12 protein-coding genes are annotated in these 18,503 nt (G+C 54.3%); 6 read left to right on the plus strand and 6 right to left on the minus strand.

Annotated elements, in window-relative coordinates:
* Positions 1 to 56: 56 nt before the first annotated feature.
* The 3 genes from focA to pflA all read left to right on the plus strand — a co-directional run bounded on the left by focA (position 57) and on the right by pflA (position 4,180).
* Positions 57 to 917: a formate transporter FocA gene (focA, locus tag NXS97_RS06225; protein ID WP_013025235.1), complete on the plus strand. Its 861-nt coding sequence runs from the start codon at positions 57 to 59 to the stop codon at positions 915 to 917.
* A gap of 72 nt (positions 918 to 989) precedes the next feature.
* Complete coding sequence (gene pflB, locus NXS97_RS06230; RefSeq protein WP_013025234.1) at positions 990 to 3,272, plus strand: formate C-acetyltransferase; 2,283 nt, start codon at positions 990 to 992, stop codon at positions 3,270 to 3,272.
* Positions 3,273 to 3,439: 167 nt separating this feature from the next.
* Positions 3,440 to 4,180, plus strand: a complete 741-nt coding sequence (pflA, locus tag NXS97_RS06235; protein ID WP_014606197.1) for a pyruvate formate lyase 1-activating protein — start codon at positions 3,440 to 3,442, stop codon at positions 4,178 to 4,180.
* A gap of 101 nt (positions 4,181 to 4,281) precedes the next feature.
* Here pflA and NXS97_RS06240 read toward each other — a convergent pair whose 3' ends face one another.
* The 6 genes from NXS97_RS06240 to lrp all read right to left on the minus strand — a co-directional run bounded on the left by NXS97_RS06240 (position 4,282) and on the right by lrp (position 13,347).
* Positions 4,282 to 5,436: an MFS transporter gene (locus NXS97_RS06240; protein WP_013025232.1), complete on the minus strand. Its 1,155-nt coding sequence runs from the start codon at positions 5,434 to 5,436 to the stop codon at positions 4,282 to 4,284.
* A gap of 323 nt (positions 5,437 to 5,759) precedes the next feature.
* Positions 5,760 to 7,052, minus strand: a complete 1,293-nt coding sequence (gene serS / locus NXS97_RS06245; RefSeq protein ID WP_105091919.1) for a serine--tRNA ligase — start codon at positions 7,050 to 7,052, stop codon at positions 5,760 to 5,762.
* Between the two features lie 90 nt (positions 7,053 to 7,142).
* On the minus strand, positions 7,143 to 8,486 hold the full coding sequence (locus tag NXS97_RS06250) for a replication-associated recombination protein A (protein WP_026021039.1): 1,344 nt from the start codon (positions 8,484 to 8,486) through the stop codon (positions 7,143 to 7,145).
* A gap of 7 nt (positions 8,487 to 8,493) precedes the next feature.
* The gene (gene lolA, locus NXS97_RS06255) at positions 8,494 to 9,105 is read right to left on the minus strand and encodes an outer membrane lipoprotein chaperone LolA (RefSeq protein ID WP_014593314.1); all 612 of its coding nucleotides are present in this window, start codon (positions 9,103 to 9,105) and stop codon (positions 8,494 to 8,496) included.
* Positions 9,106 to 9,287: 182 nt separating this feature from the next.
* Complete coding sequence (locus NXS97_RS06260; protein WP_072138661.1) at positions 9,288 to 12,734, minus strand: DNA translocase FtsK 4TM domain-containing protein; 3,447 nt, start codon at positions 12,732 to 12,734, stop codon at positions 9,288 to 9,290.
* A gap of 118 nt (positions 12,735 to 12,852) precedes the next feature.
* Positions 12,853 to 13,347, minus strand: coding sequence for a leucine-responsive transcriptional regulator Lrp (gene lrp, locus NXS97_RS06265; RefSeq protein WP_006118610.1), 495 nt, complete (start codon positions 13,345 to 13,347; stop codon positions 12,853 to 12,855).
* A 525-nt stretch (positions 13,348 to 13,872) separates the two neighbouring features.
* On the opposite strand from lrp, the gene trxB reads away from it, so the two are divergent.
* The 3 genes from trxB to NXS97_RS06280 all read left to right on the plus strand — a co-directional run bounded on the left by trxB (position 13,873) and on the right by NXS97_RS06280 (position 18,474).
* Positions 13,873 to 14,838, plus strand: coding sequence for a thioredoxin-disulfide reductase (trxB, locus tag NXS97_RS06270; RefSeq protein WP_014606200.1), 966 nt, complete (start codon positions 13,873 to 13,875; stop codon positions 14,836 to 14,838).
* Positions 14,839 to 14,974: 136 nt separating this feature from the next.
* Positions 14,975 to 16,744: a heme ABC transporter permease/ATP-binding protein CydD gene (locus NXS97_RS06275; RefSeq protein WP_042678341.1), complete on the plus strand. Its 1,770-nt coding sequence runs from the start codon at positions 14,975 to 14,977 to the stop codon at positions 16,742 to 16,744.
* Entirely contained in the window at positions 16,744 to 18,474 is a 1,731-nt protein-coding gene (locus NXS97_RS06280; protein ID WP_105091920.1) for a heme ABC transporter ATP-binding protein/permease CydC, read from the plus strand. Before NXS97_RS06275 ends, NXS97_RS06280 begins: the two co-directional genes overlap by 1 nt.
* The last annotated feature ends 29 nt before the right edge of the window (positions 18,475 to 18,503 follow it).

The following is an 18,503-nucleotide window of genomic DNA, read 5'->3' on the forward strand; positions in this document are numbered from 1 at the left end:
TAATCACAGGTGCATTTGTTATTATTTTTTTCAGACAACTTTTGGAGTGAGTTAGTGTGAAAGCTGACAATCCTTTTAATCTGTTATTACCCGCCGCGATGGCAAAAGTGGCTGAAGACGCTGGCGTCTACAAAGCCACCAAGCATCCGCTGACGACAACCTTTCTCGCGTTTACCGCAGGCATGTTTATCTCCATCGCTTTCGTGTTTTACATCACAGCCACCACCGGCAGCGGTGAAATGGCTTACGGCATGGCTAAGCTCGTCGGGGGGATATGTTTCTCACTCGGGTTGATACTCGTTGTGGTATGTGGTGCCGACCTGTTTACCTCCACCGTGCTGATCGTCGTTGCGAAAGCGAGTGGCCGCATCACCTGGGGGCAACTGGCACGTAACTGGATCAACGTTTATGTTGGTAATCTGGTCGGTGCGCTGTTTTTTGTCGCGCTGATGTGGTTTTCCGGTGAGCATACGGTGGCCAACGGCGCATGGGGTTTAAACGTGTTGCAGACTGCCGACCATAAAATGCATCACACGTTTGTTGAAGCGGTCTCTCTGGGTATTCTGGCTAATTTGATGGTCTGTCTGGCGGTCTGGATGAGCTATTCAGGACGGACCTTAATGGATAAAAGCCTGATTATGATTTTGCCGGTGGCGATGTTTGTTGCCTGTGGTTTTGAACACAGTATCGCAAATATGTTTTTAATTCCTTTCGCCATCGTCATTCGCGATTTTTCTGGCCCGGAATTTTGGCATGCTGCGGGCGCGACGGCAGCACAGTTTCCGGCCCTTTCTGTGAAAAACTTTATTTTCGACAATCTGATTCCAGTCACGCTCGGCAACATTATCGGCGGTGGAGTGCTGGTCGGATTGACCTACTGGGTAATTTACTTACGCGGTGGACACGAAGCGCACTAATCCAGCCTCGAGGGTTCATCCCAACCGGATCGACCCAAGAGCAAAAGTCTCCTTAAATAAGGCAGGTATAATATGACCGAACTTAACGCAAAACTGGCCTCAGCCTGGCAGGGTTTTACTGAAGGCGAATGGCAGAACAGCGTCAACGTACGCGACTTCATCCAGAAAAACTATACGCCGTATGAAGGCGATGAATCTTTCCTCGCTGGCGCCACCGAAGCCACCACTAAACTGTGGGAAAGCGTGCTGGAAGGCATTAAAGTTGAAAACCGTACCCACGCACCCGTCGATTTTGATACCGATCTTGCTTCTACCATCACCTCGCACGATGCCGGCTATATCAATAAATCACTGGAAAAAGTTGTTGGCCTGCAAACGGAAGCGCCGCTGAAACGCGCCATTATTCCTTTTGGCGGCATTAAGATGGTCGAGGGTTCATGTAAAGTTTACGGGCGCGAACTCGATGCTTCACTGAAAAAAATCTTCACCGACTATCGTAAAACGCACAATCAGGGCGTGTTTGATGTTTATACCCCTGACATTTTACGCTGCCGTAAATCAGGTATATTAACCGGCCTGCCTGATGCCTATGGTCGTGGACGCATCATTGGTGACTACCGTCGTATCGCCTTATACGGCATTGACTACCTGATGGCCGATAAGTTTGCTCAGTTTGCGTCTCTGCAAAGCGATCTGGAAAATGGCGTCAACCTGGAAGCCACCATTCGTCTACGCGAAGAAATTGCTGACCAGCATCGGGCGCTTGGACAAATCAAAGAGATGGCAGCCAAATATGGTCACGATATCTCAGGTCCGGCGACCAATGCAGTCGAAGCCGTTCAGTGGACCTATTACGGCTATCTTGCCGCAGTAAAATCACAGAACGGTGCAGCCATGTCCTTTGGCCGTGTTTCAACCTTCCTGGACGTGTTCATTGAGCGCGATCTCAACGCCGGTAAGCTGAACGAAGCGCAGGCGCAGGAACTGATTGACCACCTGGTGATGAAACTGCGCATGGTCCGCTTCCTGCGCACGCCTGAGTACGATGAACTGTTCTCTGGCGACCCCATCTGGGCAACGGAATCGCTGGCCGGTATGGGCGTTGATGGACGTACGCTGGTGAGTAAAACCACCTTCCGTTTCCTCAATACACTGTACACCATGGGCCCTTCACCTGAGCCTAATATGACCATTCTGTGGTCTGAGAAGCTGCCGGTTAACTTTAAAAAGTATGCGGCGAAAGTGTCTATTGATACGTCATCACTGCAGTATGAAAACGACGACCTGATGCGTCCCGATTTCGACAACGATGACTATGCAATTGCCTGCTGCGTCAGCCCAATGATCGTCGGTAAGCAAATGCAGTTCTTCGGTGCCCGCGCCAACCTGGCGAAAACCCTGCTCTACGCAATCAATGGCGGCGTGGACGAAAAACTGAAAATGCAGGTCGGACCAAAAGAAGCCAAGATTACCGATGAGGTGCTTGATTTTGACGTGGTAATGGCGCGTCTGGATCACTTTATGGACTGGCTGGCGAAACAGTACGTCACTGCACTGAACATCATCCACTTCATGCACGATAAATACAGCTATGAAGCCGCGCTGATGGCACTGCACGATCGTGACGTTTACCGCACCATGGCATGCGGTATTGCCGGACTCTCTGTCGCGGCCGACTCGCTGTCTGCCATCAAATACGCGAAGGTGAAACCGGTGCGTGATGAAGATGGCCTGGCCATCGATTTCGACATCGAAGGAGAGTATCCGCAGTTCGGGAATAACGATCCCCGCGTTGACGATCTGGCCTGCGACCTTGTTGAACGCTTTATGAAAAAGATTCAGCAACTCGAAACCTATCGCAACGCTGTACCGACCCAGTCTGTGCTGACCATTACCTCTAACGTGGTTTACGGCAAGAAAACCGGTAATACGCCAGACGGTCGCCGTGCAGGCGCGCCTTTTGGTCCGGGCGCTAACCCGATGCACGGTCGCGATCAGAAAGGTGCCGTGGCCTCGCTGACCTCGGTGGCGAAACTGCCCTTTGCTTACGCAAAAGACGGTATCTCCTACACTTTCTCTATCGTTCCTAATGCGTTAGGCAAAGATGACAACGTGCGTAAAACCAATCTGGCAGGCTTGATGGACGGTTACTTCCATCATGAGACCAGTATTGAAGGCGGTCAGCATCTTAATGTGAACGTAATGAACCGGGAGATGTTAATGGACGCGATGGATAATCCTGAAAAATATCCTCAGTTAACCATTCGCGTCTCCGGCTACGCCGTTCGCTTTAATTCGCTGACAAAAGAGCAGCAGCAGGACGTGATCACCCGTACCTTTACACAATCGCTGTAAGCGCTGTCGCCATCAGCCCTTTCTGAGGCTCCTTCATGGAGCCTCATATTCAAAGTCTGCTTTGGTCGTTGTCTGAGATACGGATAACCACCAAAATTGATTTCCTGTTCAGAGCACACCAGAGAGTGTGCCACCTGCTCCGCAGGCTTACCTGGAGAAACATCGCAATGTCAGCCATAGGTCGCATCCACTCATTCGAATCGTGCGGAACCGTAGACGGTCCCGGCATCCGGTTTATTACCTTTTTCCAGGGTTGCCTGATGCGTTGCCTTTACTGCCACAACCGCGATACCTGGGACACGCACGCCGGTAAAGAAATCACCGTTGAGGCGCTGATGGCGGACGTTCTGTCCTACCGTCACTTTATGAATGCCTCTGGCGGTGGCGTCACCGCATCGGGTGGCGAAGCCATTCTTCAGGCTGAGTTTGTGCGTGACTGGTTTCGTGCCTGCAAGGCAGAAGGCATACATACCTGTCTGGATACCAATGGTTTTGTTCGCCGCTACGATCCGGTCATTGATGAGTTACTGGACGCAACAGATTTAGTGATGCTGGACCTTAAACAGATGAATGACGAGGTTCACCAGATTCTGGTTGGCGTATCTAACCATCGCACGCTTGATTTCGCTCGCTACCTACAGAAAAAAGGCAAACGGACATGGATCCGTTTTGTCGTCGTGCCTGGCTACTCAGATGACGACGATACCGTTCATCGCCTGGGAGCGTTTACCCAGGATATGGCGAACGTTGAAAAGATCGAGCTTCTGCCTTATCACGAACTGGGTAAACATAAGTGGATCGCGATGGGCGAAGAGTACAAGCTTGATGGCGTGAAACCGCCCACTAAAGAGACGATGGAGCGGGTAAAAAACATTCTTCTCCGCTACGGACATGAAGTCATGTATTGAAAACGGGGCGGAGATCACTACCGCCCCGCAGGAACCTTTCAGGAAGGCGCACTGACCACCATGCAACAACGAGGCACAGTGCTGCCCTCTGCAGAAGGCATTCAGGCATGAGCCACGGGCGTGGCATGATGATCGGCTTTACGCAACAGCATCACCAGGTAAACCAGCGCCACTGCCGCAATCATAACGAACAGTAAGCGGTCTGAGTAACTCTGCATCAGCATTGCTGTCATGCTCGGCCCCGCCAGACTGCCCAGCGTATAGCTCAGTAACAGCGCCTGATTCATGGCCACCAGTTCGTGATGCGCCACGGTTTCGCAGGCCCACGACATCGCCACAGGGTAAAGCGTAAAACCCGCCAGCCCCAGAACAAACAAGGCAGGTGCCATCGCGGCATTGGTTAGCATCGCAATCGCGCCCAGGATTACCACAAATACCTGCACACGCAACACCATCATGCGGCCAAAGCGATCGGCAAGGCGCCCAATCGGCCACTGCCCGACAATACCTGAACTAACGAGTAACGCCATCCAGTAACCTACGTTTGCATCGCTCATGCCCTGATGGGAAAGATAGAGCGGCATCAAGCCATATAACGAACCTAAAACAATCCCGGAGATGATGCAGCCGTTGATGCCCAGGCGCGAACTGCGGCGGCGTAGCATGGGTAAGATACGGCCACCCGGCAAGGCTTCAGCCGGATCACGGCTGGCAGCAACCTGTGTGAAGATCAGCGGTAAAATGGCACAAATCACCGTCGCGGTTACCCAGGGGATCACACTTAACAGCTCTGTGGAAAGTTTGCTCACCAGTAGCTGCCCGGCAACCGTTCCCAGATAATAGACAATCATATAGGCAGCCAGGAGCTGCCCACGGTTACGCACCGTGCCGCTGCACAATAAAGCGCTTTCAACCACGACCCAGACTAAGGCGCAGCCGACACCCGCGCTAAAACGCAACAGCGTCCATGACCAGAAGCCTGCCAGCACCATCATACACAGGGTTGCCACCGCAAACAGGCCGGTTGCCAGATAATAACTACGGTTAAATCCATACTGTTTAATCAGCCAGCCCGCCAGCAACGTGCCAAGCAGATTGCCGGTGTAATACGACGAACTCACCACGCCCACCTGCCAGGTAGCCAGAGCATCATGCGTCAGCCAGAGAGGCACTAACGTATTCAGCACAGCAATTGAAACTGTCATTAACAGCAGGCCGCAAAGCAGCAGTATCACAGGACGTGACCAGGTCGACATAGGGAATTAAAACCAAAAGAAATGAAGGAAATTGCGCGCAGTTTGCCACTGCGTTATTTAAAGTCAACGGGGCCAAACGCACCGCAGCACATTTTGCTGCCCGACAATTTAATTTATTTATCTTCAGTAAGTTAGCGGCATATTTTACGTCAGGGAAAATAAAGCTATCTTACTGATAATGTAGATTTTTACGCTTTCGGCATCGGGATATATCGATGACGTTTATTTGTGATAAATTCTGATACCGTCCTTTGGCATCGATCCGTCTTTCGGACCAAAAAAAAACCCAGCAGCCGCTGGGTTTTTCAGAGAATAACGGGCGATTAACCAATAAATTCCAGGCCCTTCATATAAGGACGTAATACTTCAGGCACGGCGATGCGGCCATCCTGCTGCTGGTAGTTTTCCAGCACCGCCACCAGCGTGCGTCCCACGGCCAGACCGGAACCATTTAATGTATGGACCAGACGCGGCTTTTTATCCTGCTTACCGCGGGTCCTTGCCTGCATACGGCGAGCCTGGAAATCACCCATGTTTGAACAAGAGGAGATTTCACGGTACGTATTCTGCGCCGGTAACCACACTTCTAAATCGTAGGTTTTGGTCGCACCAAAGCCCATATCGCCGGTGCACAACAGCACTTTACGATAAGGCAGATTCAGCAGCTGTAAGACTTTTTCGGCGTGGCCGACCAGCTCTTCCAGGGCATCCATTGAGGTTTCAGGCGCCACTATCTGTACCATCTCGACTTTATCGAACTGGTGCATACGGATAAGCCCGCGCGTGTCACGGCCATAGGAACCCGCTTCAGAGCGGAAGCATGGCGTGTGAGCCGTCAGCTTAAGCGGCAGGTTTTCTTCCTGGACGATTTCATCGCGTACCAGATTGGTCAGCGGCACTTCGGCAGTAGGAATCAACGCATAGTGGCTGCTTTCTGACTCTTCTTCCAGCGGCCGGGTGTGAAACAGATCTTCACCAAACTTTGGCAACTGTCCTGTTCCGTACAGGGTCGCATGGTTGACCAGATAAGGCACATAGGTTTCCAGATAGCCATGCTGCTCGGTATGCAAGTCAATCATAAACTGGCTGAGCGCCCGGTGCAGGCGGGCAATCTGGCCCTGCATCACGACAAAGCGTGAACCGGTGAGTTTGACCGCCGCAGCAAAATCCAGGCCTTTCGCGGCTTCGCCCAGCTCAACATGATCTTTCACCTGAAAATCAAACTGACGCGGCTCACCCCAGCGGCTGATTTCCAGGTTCTCGGTATCGTCTTTACCCAGCGGTACAACATCTGCAGGCAGATTCGGCAGCGCCAGGCTGAAGTCACGAATCTGATTTTGCAGTTCATCCAGTTCTGCTTTGGCAGCATCCAGGCGTTCGCCCAGGCTGTTCACTTCCTGACGCAGTGGCTCGATGTCTTCCCCACGTGCTTTGGCCTGACCGATGGATTTGGATCGGGAGTTACGCTCGGCCTGCAGATTTTCAGTTTCTACCTGCAAGACTTTGCGACGCTCTTCGAGCGAACGCAGCATTTCCACATCCAGTTTGAATCCTCGGCGTGCCAGTTTTTCTGCGACTGCGTCTGGCTCATTACGCAGCAGATTGGGATCGAGCATGCTTATCCTGTGTATTTATGAGTTGAAAGAAGGGACGCATTCCAGCTGGAATGCGTTGAAAACATTGACCACATTACCGCAACGTCTGTTTTAGCGGTAGCGTTTTGTCTGGCTATTTTGATCGAGTTCAGTAAGCCAGGCCAGCTTTTCGCCAATTTTGCCTTCAAGACCGCGTTGGGTGGGATGATAGTAACGTGTTTGTGCCATTTCCGGAGGGAAATAGACCTCACCAGCCGCATAGGCGTTGGCTTCATCATGGGCATAGCGATAGCTTTCACCCAGGCCCATTTCTTTCATCAGCTTAGTGGGGGCATTGCGCAGATGATCGGGAACATCAAAATCAGGGTGGTCGCGCGCATCGCGCATCGCCGCTTTAAAGGCGGTATAAACGGCATTACTTTTTGGCGCACAGGCGAGATACACGATGGCCTGAGCAATCGCCCGCTCCCCTTCTGCCGGACCCACGCGGGTGAAACAGTCCCACGCCGATATCGCCACCTGCATGCCGCGCGGATCGGCATTGCCCACGTCTTCAGAGGCAATGGCCAACAGACGACGCGCGACATACAGCGGATCGCCACCTGCGGTAATAATACGGGCGTACCAGTAGAGGGCAGCATCGGGTGCTGAACCGCGAACAGACTTATGTAACGCAGAAATAAGGTCGTAAAAGCGGTCACCCTTGTTATCAAACCGTGCAGATCGCTCCCCGGCAACTTCAGTCAGCAGTTGTGGCGTCAGTTCTCTTTTGCCTTGCGCGTTGGTTTCGGCCATATCGGCCATCATTTCCAGCGTGTTAAGCGCACGGCGCGCATCGCCGCTCACCAGCTCAGCGATCATGCGGCGCGTATTATTCGGTAACAGGATATCGCTGTTGCCATAGCCGCGATCGGCATCTTGCATGGCCTGGTCAAGCACCTGCTCAATGTCTTCTGTGGTCAGGGATTTCAGTAGATAAACGCGGGCGCGTGACAGCAGTGCGGAATTAAGCTCGAAACTGGGATTTTCAGTGGTGGCGCCAATGAAGGTAATGGTGCCGTCTTCAATATGGGGCAAGAAGGCATCCTGCTGACTTTTATTGAAACGGTGCACCTCATCCACGAAAAGGATGGTGCGCCGGCCGGCCTGCTTGCTCAAGCGCGCACGCTCTATCGCTTCACGAATTTCTTTGACGCCGGAGGTGACGGCAGAGATGCGTTCAACGTCCGCGTTACCGTAGTGCGCGATAATCTCGGCCAGCGTGGTTTTGCCTGTTCCCGGCGGCCCCCAGAGAATCATGGAATGCAAATGGCCAGCCTCAATGGCGCGCGGCAGCGGTTTCCCCGCAGCCAGCAGGTGCTGCTGACCAATATAGTGCTTCAGGGTTTCTGGCCGCATACGCGCGGCCAGAGGTTTAAAATCTTCGCTGGAGAAATCCAGAGACAGGTTGCCCACTACCACCTCACTGACGTTGATCATCCACCGTGACGCCTTTCGGCGGGGTGAAAGTGAATTTATCCGGGCTGATAGGGCCGTTTTTCTGGCTCTTCAGCTGGTAGTTACTGCGCTGTCCATCCTGCTCTACGGCGCTGAACTGATTAATAGTGCCATCTGGCGTTACGTCGATAGTGAACTGCTTGAGGTTGCCGTCGCTTTTCTTCGGGGTCAGTTCAAATTTATCGCCCTGCTGCTTAACGTTGTATTGCTGCCAGTCGCTGGACTGATTGCGGGCAATTAACATAAACGGCGTATTGCTGGTAGCATTCTTTAACAGACTTACCGTAGCCTGCTCTACAAACGGGTTGTAGAACCATAACGATTTTCCGTCAGAGACAATGACGCTCTCGTCAGGCGCGGTCATGTGCCAGTTAAACAGGCTTGGGCGCTTGACCCACAGTTCACCTTCTCCATCCTGCACGTTAGCACCGCTGCCATCGGTCACCTTTTGCGTAAAGCTGGCGTGGAAGCTGTTTACTTTATTCAAACGCTGTTGCAGGTCACTTGATGCATCAGCGAAAGCGCTGGCTGAACCCAAAGCGGCCAACAGGCCTAAGGCAATTACGCGTAATTTCATCTGCTTAAATCCTTATTAAATCGTTTCCCGTTGATAACGCTACTAAGCCTGGTCGCTGTCCTGCGTTTAATACAGGAGAAAAAACCGAAAGCCTAATCAACTATGGGGGTAAACGGCTAAAAAACAATGAGCCAGCAAGAACTGGCTCATTGATTTATGTTTCAAAGCTTATCGTTCAGGCTCTACATATCGTGGGGAGGCGGTGACAGCACTTCGCGGTTACCGTTATGTCCCGGTGCCGAAACGATGCCCTGGGCTTCCATCTGCTCAATGATGCGCGCGGCGCGGTTATAGCCAATACGGAACTGACGCTGAACGCCTGAAATCGAGGCGCGGCGCTTGTCCACCACGAAACCCACCGCCTGATCGAACAACGGATCCAGTTCTTCATCGCTGTCGATGCCGCCCGCACCTTCGCTCTCTTCGCCCGCTGTAATGCTTTCAATGTATTGCGGACGTCCACGCGCTTTCCAGTCCTGGACCACCGCATGCACTTCCTGATCGCGTACAAAAGCACCGTGAACACGAACCGGCATGGAGGAGTTTGGCGGCATATAGAGCATGTCACCCATGCCCAGCAACGACTCCGCGCCGCCCTGGTCGAGGATGGTGCGCGAGTCAATTTTGCTCGACACGGTAAAGGCGATACGGGTTGGAATGTTGGCCTTGATCAGGCCGGTAATCACATCCACCGAGGGACGCTGGGTGGCCAGCACCAGGTGGATACCGGCCGCACGTGCTTTCTGCGCCAGGCGGGCAATCAGCTCTTCCACTTTTTTACCCACGGCCATCATCAGGTCGGCGAACTCATCCACCATCACCACAATGTAAGGCAGTTTTTCCAGCACCGGCGGCGTCATGTCCATACTGTCGCCCGGTTTCCAGAACGGATCGGGGATTGGACGGCCCATCGCCTCAGCCTGCTCAACTTTCTCGTTGTAGCCCGCAAGATTACGCACGCCAAGTGCCGACATCAGTTTATAGCGGCGCTCCATCTCACCAACGCTCCAGCGCAGCGCATTCGCCGCATCTTTCATATCGGTGACGACTTCGGTGAGTAGATGCGGAATGCCTTCATAGACCGACAGCTCAAGCATTTTCGGGTCGATCATAATAAAGCGCACTTCTTCCGGCGTGGCTTTATACAACATGCTGAGAATCATGGCGTTCACACCGACTGACTTACCCGAACCGGTGGTACCCGCTACCAGTAAGTGTGGCATCTTCGCCAAATCGGCCACTACCGGCTGACCAGCAATGTCTTTACCCAGTACCACGGCCAGAGGTGAAGGATTGTCACGGAATTTTGGACAATCCAGCACTTCACGTAAGTAAACGGTCTGACGGTGCTTATTCGGTAATTCCAGTCCGACATAGGGCTTACCCGGAATCACTTCAACAACGCGCACCGCCGTGGTGGACAGTGAACGGGCCAGATCGCGCGACAGGTTAGAAATACGCGCGGCTTTCACGCCCGGTGCCAGATCCAGTTCAAAGCGGGTAATGACCGGGCCGGGAGAGATGCCGACGACCTCAGCCTTAACACGATAATCGCCCAGGCGCGATTCAACCAGGCGCGCCGTCTGCTCAAGGGCAAACATGTCAACCGGCTCTTCTTCTGCAGGCGGTGCGGTTAACAGATCCAGAGAAGGCAAAGGCGTAGAGGGTTTTTCCAGCGGCTGTTCATGGCGCATCAGGAAAGGATGAATCAGGCTGTCATGCAACGACGGCTTCGCCTCTTCCACAGGTTCGGGCTGCTCGACAGGTGCCGCGAAGGTATCCGACGCAACGTTCTGCGTCGGCATGCTTCTCTGCGCGGCCGCATGCGTCGGCGCAGCCTGTACTTGCTGCCACGGCTCATGTTTTGCCGCGACCTCATCCGTTTCCGGCGTTGCCGCAATGGTGAACAGCGGCTCAACCGGGCCGTCGTCAACCAGATCTTTCATCGGTGAGAAATCAAAGGCCGCAGACGTGTCCAGGTTGAATACCGGCGCATTGTTGGCAGGTTCGGTCTCATAACGCTGTTGCTGCTGCTCGGCGAACTGACGGGCCAGGGATGCCTGCTCTAGAGCCAGTTCATCGTCTTCACTCTGTTCATCCTGTTGCCAGCTCTCGCCATAACGCTGTTGCTGCTCAGACTGAAACGCCTGACGTAACTCAGCCTGTTGCAGAGCATCCTGCTCCTCCGCTGACCAGTCTGGATTATGCGGCTGATCGGCAGCCTGTGGAGCCGCCGGGGCTTCAGACAGTCTGGCTTTCTCTTCTGCCATGCGCTGGGAAGGAAGTTTAATTCCGTAAGAAGCCAGTTCGCGTCGGGTCGGTAATTTAACCGGGTTTGGCCGCGGTAACGCCGGACCTATCCCCTGCTTCACCTGTGGATTCGCCTGATTTTCAGGCACAGGTTCAAACAGCGGCGACATCGAGGCCGCGGCTTTTCCTGCCGCGCCTGCCGTTACCGCACTGCTCAGGGTTGCGGCAGAGGCTGCCTCGCGCCAGTTGCCCATCTTCGGCGCATCATCCTCATAGGCCGTAAAGGGTGCTGAGGATGCGGGTGTTTCATCCGGCATTTCAAACCGGTACAGAGGCGGTTCACTGACCGGTTTATCCTGCGGAACAGGATCACGCGGTGCAAAATGACGCTCTGGAGCAGGATGAGGTACAGCCGCTTCCTGGGCGGGCGCGGCGACAGAATTTACGGGCGCAACCGCAGGCTGAGCTGCAGATGGGGCTGACGGCGGCACGGTAGCCGTGGTAAAGGTTGACGCCACGCTGGCTGCAGGTTGCTGGACGGGTGCCACCGGCATTTCAGCAGCGTCGGTGGTTGCCGCGACGGCAGCGCGAGTCGCTGTTGCGGCCTTAGCCAGCAGCGGATCGTGCTCGTCCAGATCGGGCTGCGCCTTACGGGGCGCAGAAAGCAGAACGTCATCGTCGTCATGGGGCTGCGCGTGAAGAACAGGCACATCATCTTCATGATGTTCGGCCTCATCCTCTTCCTGCCAGGGTTCGTCGTGACGTGAACGGTTGCTGGCAAATGTCAGTACGCCCATGACCACGCCACCGATTCGTTCTGCAATGGTCAACCACGACCAACCGGTATACAGCGTAATGCCCGCTGCCCAGATGCAAAGCAGAGTGAGGGTGCCACCAGCAGGACTAAACCAGGGTGAAATCGCATTGCTGACGAGGCTGCCGATCACGCCGCCTGAAGCAAAGTACCAGATGTCGTCAGCATTCAGTGCAGCCATGCCGCAGGTCGTCACGACCAGGGCCAGCACGCCAATTAAGCGCAAACCTACGGCGAAATAGTCGAAGTAGTCCTGATTATCGCGCTGGCGAAAGGCTATCCAGCACAATCCAAGGATCACCGGTGGAATGGCGTAAGCCATCACGCCAAAGATGAACAACAGCGTGTCAGCCAGCCATGCCCCTACCGTACCGCCGATATTATGGATAGGCTCGTGCCAGGCCGTCTGCGACCAGCTCGGGTCGGAAGGATTAAAACTGACCAGGGAAACCATCAGGTAGACGGCAAATAACGCCACCAGAATGAGCAACGCTTCCAGCAGACGGCGTCCACTGCTCAGCGACTGTAACGAAACGTCTTTATCTTCTGTGTATTCCTGGCTCAAGAGAACTCTCCAGGTGCCTGTAAAGTAAGAAACAACAGCGTCGGGCTCACCCGACGCTGGTCCTGTATGTATTCACAGGAGTGTACCGAAATTTCACAGGCTTTGCACCTGCCACGCATCAGCGCGTTTTGATCACCAGACGGTTACTCTGTTTGACCTCTTCCATCACCACGTAAGTACGCGTGTCGTTTACACCCGGCAGGCGCAGCAGGGTTTCCCCCAGCAGCTTGCGGTAGGCGGACATATCGGGCACGCGTGTTTTCAGCAGGTAGTCGAAATCACCAGAAACCAGGTGACACTCTTGAGTTTCCTCAAGTTTTTGCACAGCGGCGTTAAATTGCTCAAACACATCTGGTGCGCCACGATTCAGAGTAATCTCAACGAATACCAGTAATGAGGCGTCCAGGTAGTGAGGGTTAAGTTGCGCAGTGTAACCAAGGATGAATCCCTGGCGTTCAAGACGACGTACACGCTCAAGACAAGGTGTAGGCGATAATCCTACACGTTTGGAAAGTTCCACGTTTGAGATACGACCGTCTTTCTGCAATTCATTCAGAATATTTCTGTCGATCCTGTCGAGGTCTTTACCGGGGCGTTTCTTATTATCTACCATTATTATTGTCTCTCTTAATTCCTTCCCTTTACCTGCCATCCCCTGAAAACGCTCATTGTTCGGGGCATTTTTTGAAGTGAAATAACGGCGTCTCAGTGCGGTCGCACCTATGTGTATGACGCATGTTGTCTGTCCACATCATGCGTCATGACTCATATCAGACGACAAAATTCGTTCGGCACATTGCCCAAAACCCGGCGGCAAAACCCGTTTTGTTCCGAAGATGTCATTCGCTTCTCACACTGTTTTCGCAAATGCGCAGGCGATTGTCAAAGTAAAATGTCTAAATTCAGGACAAGATGCCAGACACATCGCTGGGTCCCTGTTTTTAAATGAGTATTTTCGGGCGATAAGGTGCAACAACGTGAATTTTTGCCCCCTTTTGGCGCAAACCGCAGGCAAAAAGTGCAATCATCGTCTACGCCGTTTGCAGTAATCGCTAACAAACGCGCGCAAGTGTTGTCAATGACACGGCTTATTCCCTACAATCGCAGGCTATGTCAGACGAATGAAACTGAGGAACGCATGAGTACGGCTAAACACAGTAAGTTGCTCATTCTGGGCTCTGGTCCAGCAGGTTATACCGCAGCCGTTTATGCTGCACGCGCGAATCTGAATCCGGTGTTGATTACCGGTCTGGAAAAAGGCGGACAGCTGACGACCACGACGGAAGTGGAAAACTGGCCGGGCGACCCGCACGATCTGACAGGTCCATCGTTAATGGAACGCATGCATGAGCATGCCGAGAAATTTAACACTGAGATCATTTTTGACCACATCCATTCCGTGGATCTGCAGAATCGTCCGTTCCGTTTAACCGGTGACAGCGGCGAATACACCGCAGATGCCCTGATTATTGCCACAGGTGCATCGGCACGCTACCTCGGCCTGCCGTCAGAAGACGCGTTTAAAGGCAAAGGCGTTTCGGCCTGCGCTACCTGTGATGGTTTCTTTTACCGTAATCAGAAAGTCGCCGTGATCGGGGGCGGTAATACGGCGGTAGAAGAAGCACTTTATCTGGCCAATATCGCCGCTGAAGTGCATTTAATTCACCGTCGCGACAGCTTCCGCGCCGAGAAAATTTTGATCGATCGCCTGATGGAAAAAGTCAGCAACGGCAACATTGTGCTGCATACCCACCGTACGCTGGAAGAAGTGGTTGGCGATCAGATGGGCGTGACCGGACTGACGCTGCGTTCAACGCTGGACGACAAAACCGAGTCGCTGGAAGTCGCTGGCCTGTTTGTGGCGATTGGCCACAGCCCAAACACAGCGATTTTCGACGGCCAGTTAGCGCTGGAAAATGGCTATATCAAGGTTCAGTCTGGCCTGCACGGCAATGCAACCCAGACCAGCATTCCGGGTGTGTTTGCTGCAGGTGATGTGATGGACCATATCTATCGCCAGGCCATTACCTCTGCGGGCACCGGCTGCATGGCTGCTCTGGATGCAGAACGTTATCTTGATGGTCTGGTTAAAAACGATAAGTAAGTTGTTAATAACCTGATCTTAATTGTTTGAGGCGACTGTTTTTCAGTCGCCTTTTTTATTATCACCATGCTAAATTCATGCGCCAGGCGGGAGGGGCTCGCCTCTTTTCCTTTGTCTTCGCCACTGTGGGTTTCGCATGAACAAATCGCGGCAGCAGCACCTTACCCGTTGGCTTCGTCAACAGCGGCATCATGCCGGTCCCTGGTTACGGCTCGCCTCACTGTCAGGTTCCGCCAGTGCGTTGCTGATTATCCTGCAGGCCTGGCTGCTGGCGTCGTTGCTTCAGGCATTGATTGTGACGCACCAGTCGCCCCCGTCGCTTCTTTCACAGTTTATGTTACTGCTGCTGTGCTTCGTGCTGCGGGCGATGCTGAACTATGCGCGCGAGCAGGCAGGATTCCGTGCCGGTCAGGCTATTCGCCAGGCGCTGCGCAAACAAATTCTGGACCGTTTATCCGCGCTGGGCCCCGCCTGGATTCAGGGCAAACCGGCCGGCAGTTGGGCAACCTTGCTGCTGGAACAGACAGAAGATATGCAGGCGTACTATGCGCGCTACCTGCCGCAGATGACGCTGGCGGCCGTCATCCCCTGCGCCATTTTGATAGCGCTGTTTCCTTTAAACTGGGCCGCCGGATTGATTCTGCTGGCTACGGCACCGTTGATTCCGCTGTTTATGGCGCTGGTGGGCATGGGCGCGGCCGATGCTAATCGGCGCAATTTTCTGGCCCTGGCGCGCCTGAGTGGTGACTTTCTTGATCGCCTGCGCGGCCGGGAGACGCTGAGGCTGTTTCATCGGGCCGAAGCAGAAAAACAGGCCATTGCTGCTACCACGACAGACTTTCGTCAACGCACCATGGACGTCTTACGGCTGGCTTTTCTCTCCTCCTCCGTTCTGGAGTTTTTTGCGTCATTAGCTATTGCTGTGGTCGCGGTTTATTTTGGTTTTTCCTACCTGGGTGAGTTGCACTTTGGCGATTATGGCAAGGGCGTTACGCTGTTTGCTGGTTTTCTGGTGTTGATTCTGGCCCCGGAATTCTTTCAGCCTTTGCGCGATCTCGGCACCTTCTACCATGCTAAAGCGCAGGCAATCGGCGGCGCCGATGCCATTGAGCGCTTTATGCAGGCGACGCCACAGTCAGAAGCGCGCAACGGCACTATCCCGTTTGCCGCCGCCGCACCACTGGAGCTGGTTGCTGACAACCTGATGGTCTGCGCGCCCGGCGGTAAAATCCTGTGTGGTCCTTTACATTTCACTCTGCGCTCGGGCGGACGCATCGCGCTGGTCGGTAAAAGCGGCGCAGGCAAAACCGCGCTGTTGAATGCGCTGCTGGGATTTTTACCTTATCAGGGCTCGCTTAAAGCCAATGGGATTGAGTTACGCGATTTGGTTCAACGCGACTGGCATCGGCATCTTGCCTGGGTCGGACAAAATCCCCAGTTACCGGCAGAAACCTTACGTGAAAATATCCTGATGGGCGCGCCCCTCGACGCCGCACGTCTGGATGCCTTAATCGCGGCTTGTGGCATCCACGAGTTTCTCTCACGACTGCCTGACGGGTTGAATACCGCACCGGGCGATGCCAGCAGCGCGCTGTCCGTTGGTCAGGCACAGCGCATTGCGGTTGCGCGGGCGCTGTACAAACCGGCTCAGCTATTGCTCCTTGATGAGCCTGCAGCCAGCCTGGATGCGCTGAGTGAACATCATGTCATGCAGGCACTTCATCAGGCCGCGCGACAGCAAACCACCCTGATGATTACGCATCAGATCGATTCGCTGCGCGACTGGGATGAAATCTGGCTCATGGAGGCGGGAAAACTGGTACAGCAAGGCAGTTGGCAGGCACTGACGGCCCAGCCCGGCCCTTTCCGTGCACTGCTGCAACATCGTCAACAGGAGTGCATCTGATGTCTGCTCTGCGTCCTTTTCTGCGGCTGTGGCTGCGTCATCCCTTCCGGCTGGCGCTGGGGATTATACTGGCGATAGTCACGTTGCTGGCCAGTATTGGCCTACTCACCCTGTCTGGCTGGTTTCTGGCGGCATCGTCCGTTGTTGGCGTCGCGGGCCTGTACAGTTTTAACTATATGCTCCCGGCCGCCGGCGTGCGTGGCGCGGCCATTATACGTACCGCGGCACGTTACTTCGAACGGCTGGTCACGCACGATGCCACGTTCCGGGTGCTGCAGCATTTGCGCGTTTTCACCTTCAGCCGATTGATTTCACTGGCACCGGGTCAGCTTGCGGCCTTTCGCCAGGCGGATCTGTTAAACCGTTTTGTTGGGGATGTGGATACGCTGGATCACCTCTACCTGCGGGTAATATCGCCGCTGCTGGGCGCATTTATCGTTATTGTGGTGGTGACAGCCGGTTTAAGCCTGATTGATCCGCAGCTGGCAGTGCTGCTGGGCGGTACCCTGCTTGCCCTGCTCTGTCTTTTTCCTCCCCTGTTTTACCACCTGGGCGCCCCGGCGGGCGTGGCGATAACCCGGCAGCGTTCGCACTGGCGCGTGCAGTTAATGCACTGGCTGGCAGGCCAGGCTGAACTGACGTTGTACGGTAACGCCTCCGCCTGGCGCGCGCGGCTGGACAGCAGCGAACAACAGTGGCAGAACGCGCAGCGCCAGCAGGCACGTTTAGAGGCACTGGCGCAGAGTTTGTTGCTGATGTGCAGCGGTATCACGGTGACCGCCCTGCTCTGGCTTAGCGCCGACAGCATTGCGCAGCAGCATCTTCCCGGTCCCTTTATTGCGCTGGTGGTGTTTTGTGCCCTGGCCGCTTTTGAAGCGCTGGCCCTGGTCGCGGGTGCCTTTCTGCCCCTGTCTCAGGTGATCACCGCCGCCCAGCGCGTCAATGAGATCATCGAGCAAACGCCAGCGATCGTTTTCCCCTCCGCAGCCGCTGTCCCGCCCGGCGCGCTCAGCATGAGCGTGCAGGCGCTTGAATTCAGCTATCCGGGGCGGCCGGAAAACGTGTTAAACCAGTTTTCCCTGCACATTAAGGCGGGTGAACATGTCGCGCTACTCGGGCCTACCGGCTGCGGAAAATCCACCCTACTTGGCCTCCTGACGCGCGCCTGGGATGTTGAGCATGGCGAGATAGCGCTGAACAACGTCCCGCTTGCCGAGTGGGATGAAGCGCAACTCCGTCAGCGCATCAGCGTTGTCACCCAGCGCGTTCATCTTTTCAGCCAGACCCTGCGTGATAATTTATTGCTGGCCTGCCCCGATGCCAGTGATGAAACCCTTACCGTGGCGTTAATGCAGACCGGCCTGCAGAGTCTGCTGGATAATGAAGAAGGATTAAATGCCTGGCTGGGCGAAGGCGGCCGGCCGCTGTCGGGTGGCGAACTGCGACGCCTGGCGATTGCCCGTGCGCTGCTGCACAACGGCGACCTGTGGTTGCTGGATGAGCCGACGGAAGGGCTGGATGCCGCGACCGAGCAGCATATTCTGTCCCTGTTGCAGCAGCTGACAGCGGGCAAGACCGTGATTATGGTTACCCATCGTCTGACCGGACTGGCGCAGATGGATAAAATTTGCGTTATGGACGGCGGGAAGATCATTGAGCAGGGAAATCATTCCGAATTAGTCGCAAAAGGTGGACGTTACTGGCGTTTCCAGCAACGCTTTGCGTTATAGTTTTGTAAAAGCTGATGGATAACTTAACG

It is taken from the genome of Pantoea sp. B623, from assembly GCF_024814475.1.
Taxonomy (GTDB): Bacteria; Pseudomonadota; Gammaproteobacteria; order Enterobacterales; family Enterobacteriaceae; genus Pantoea; species Pantoea ananatis.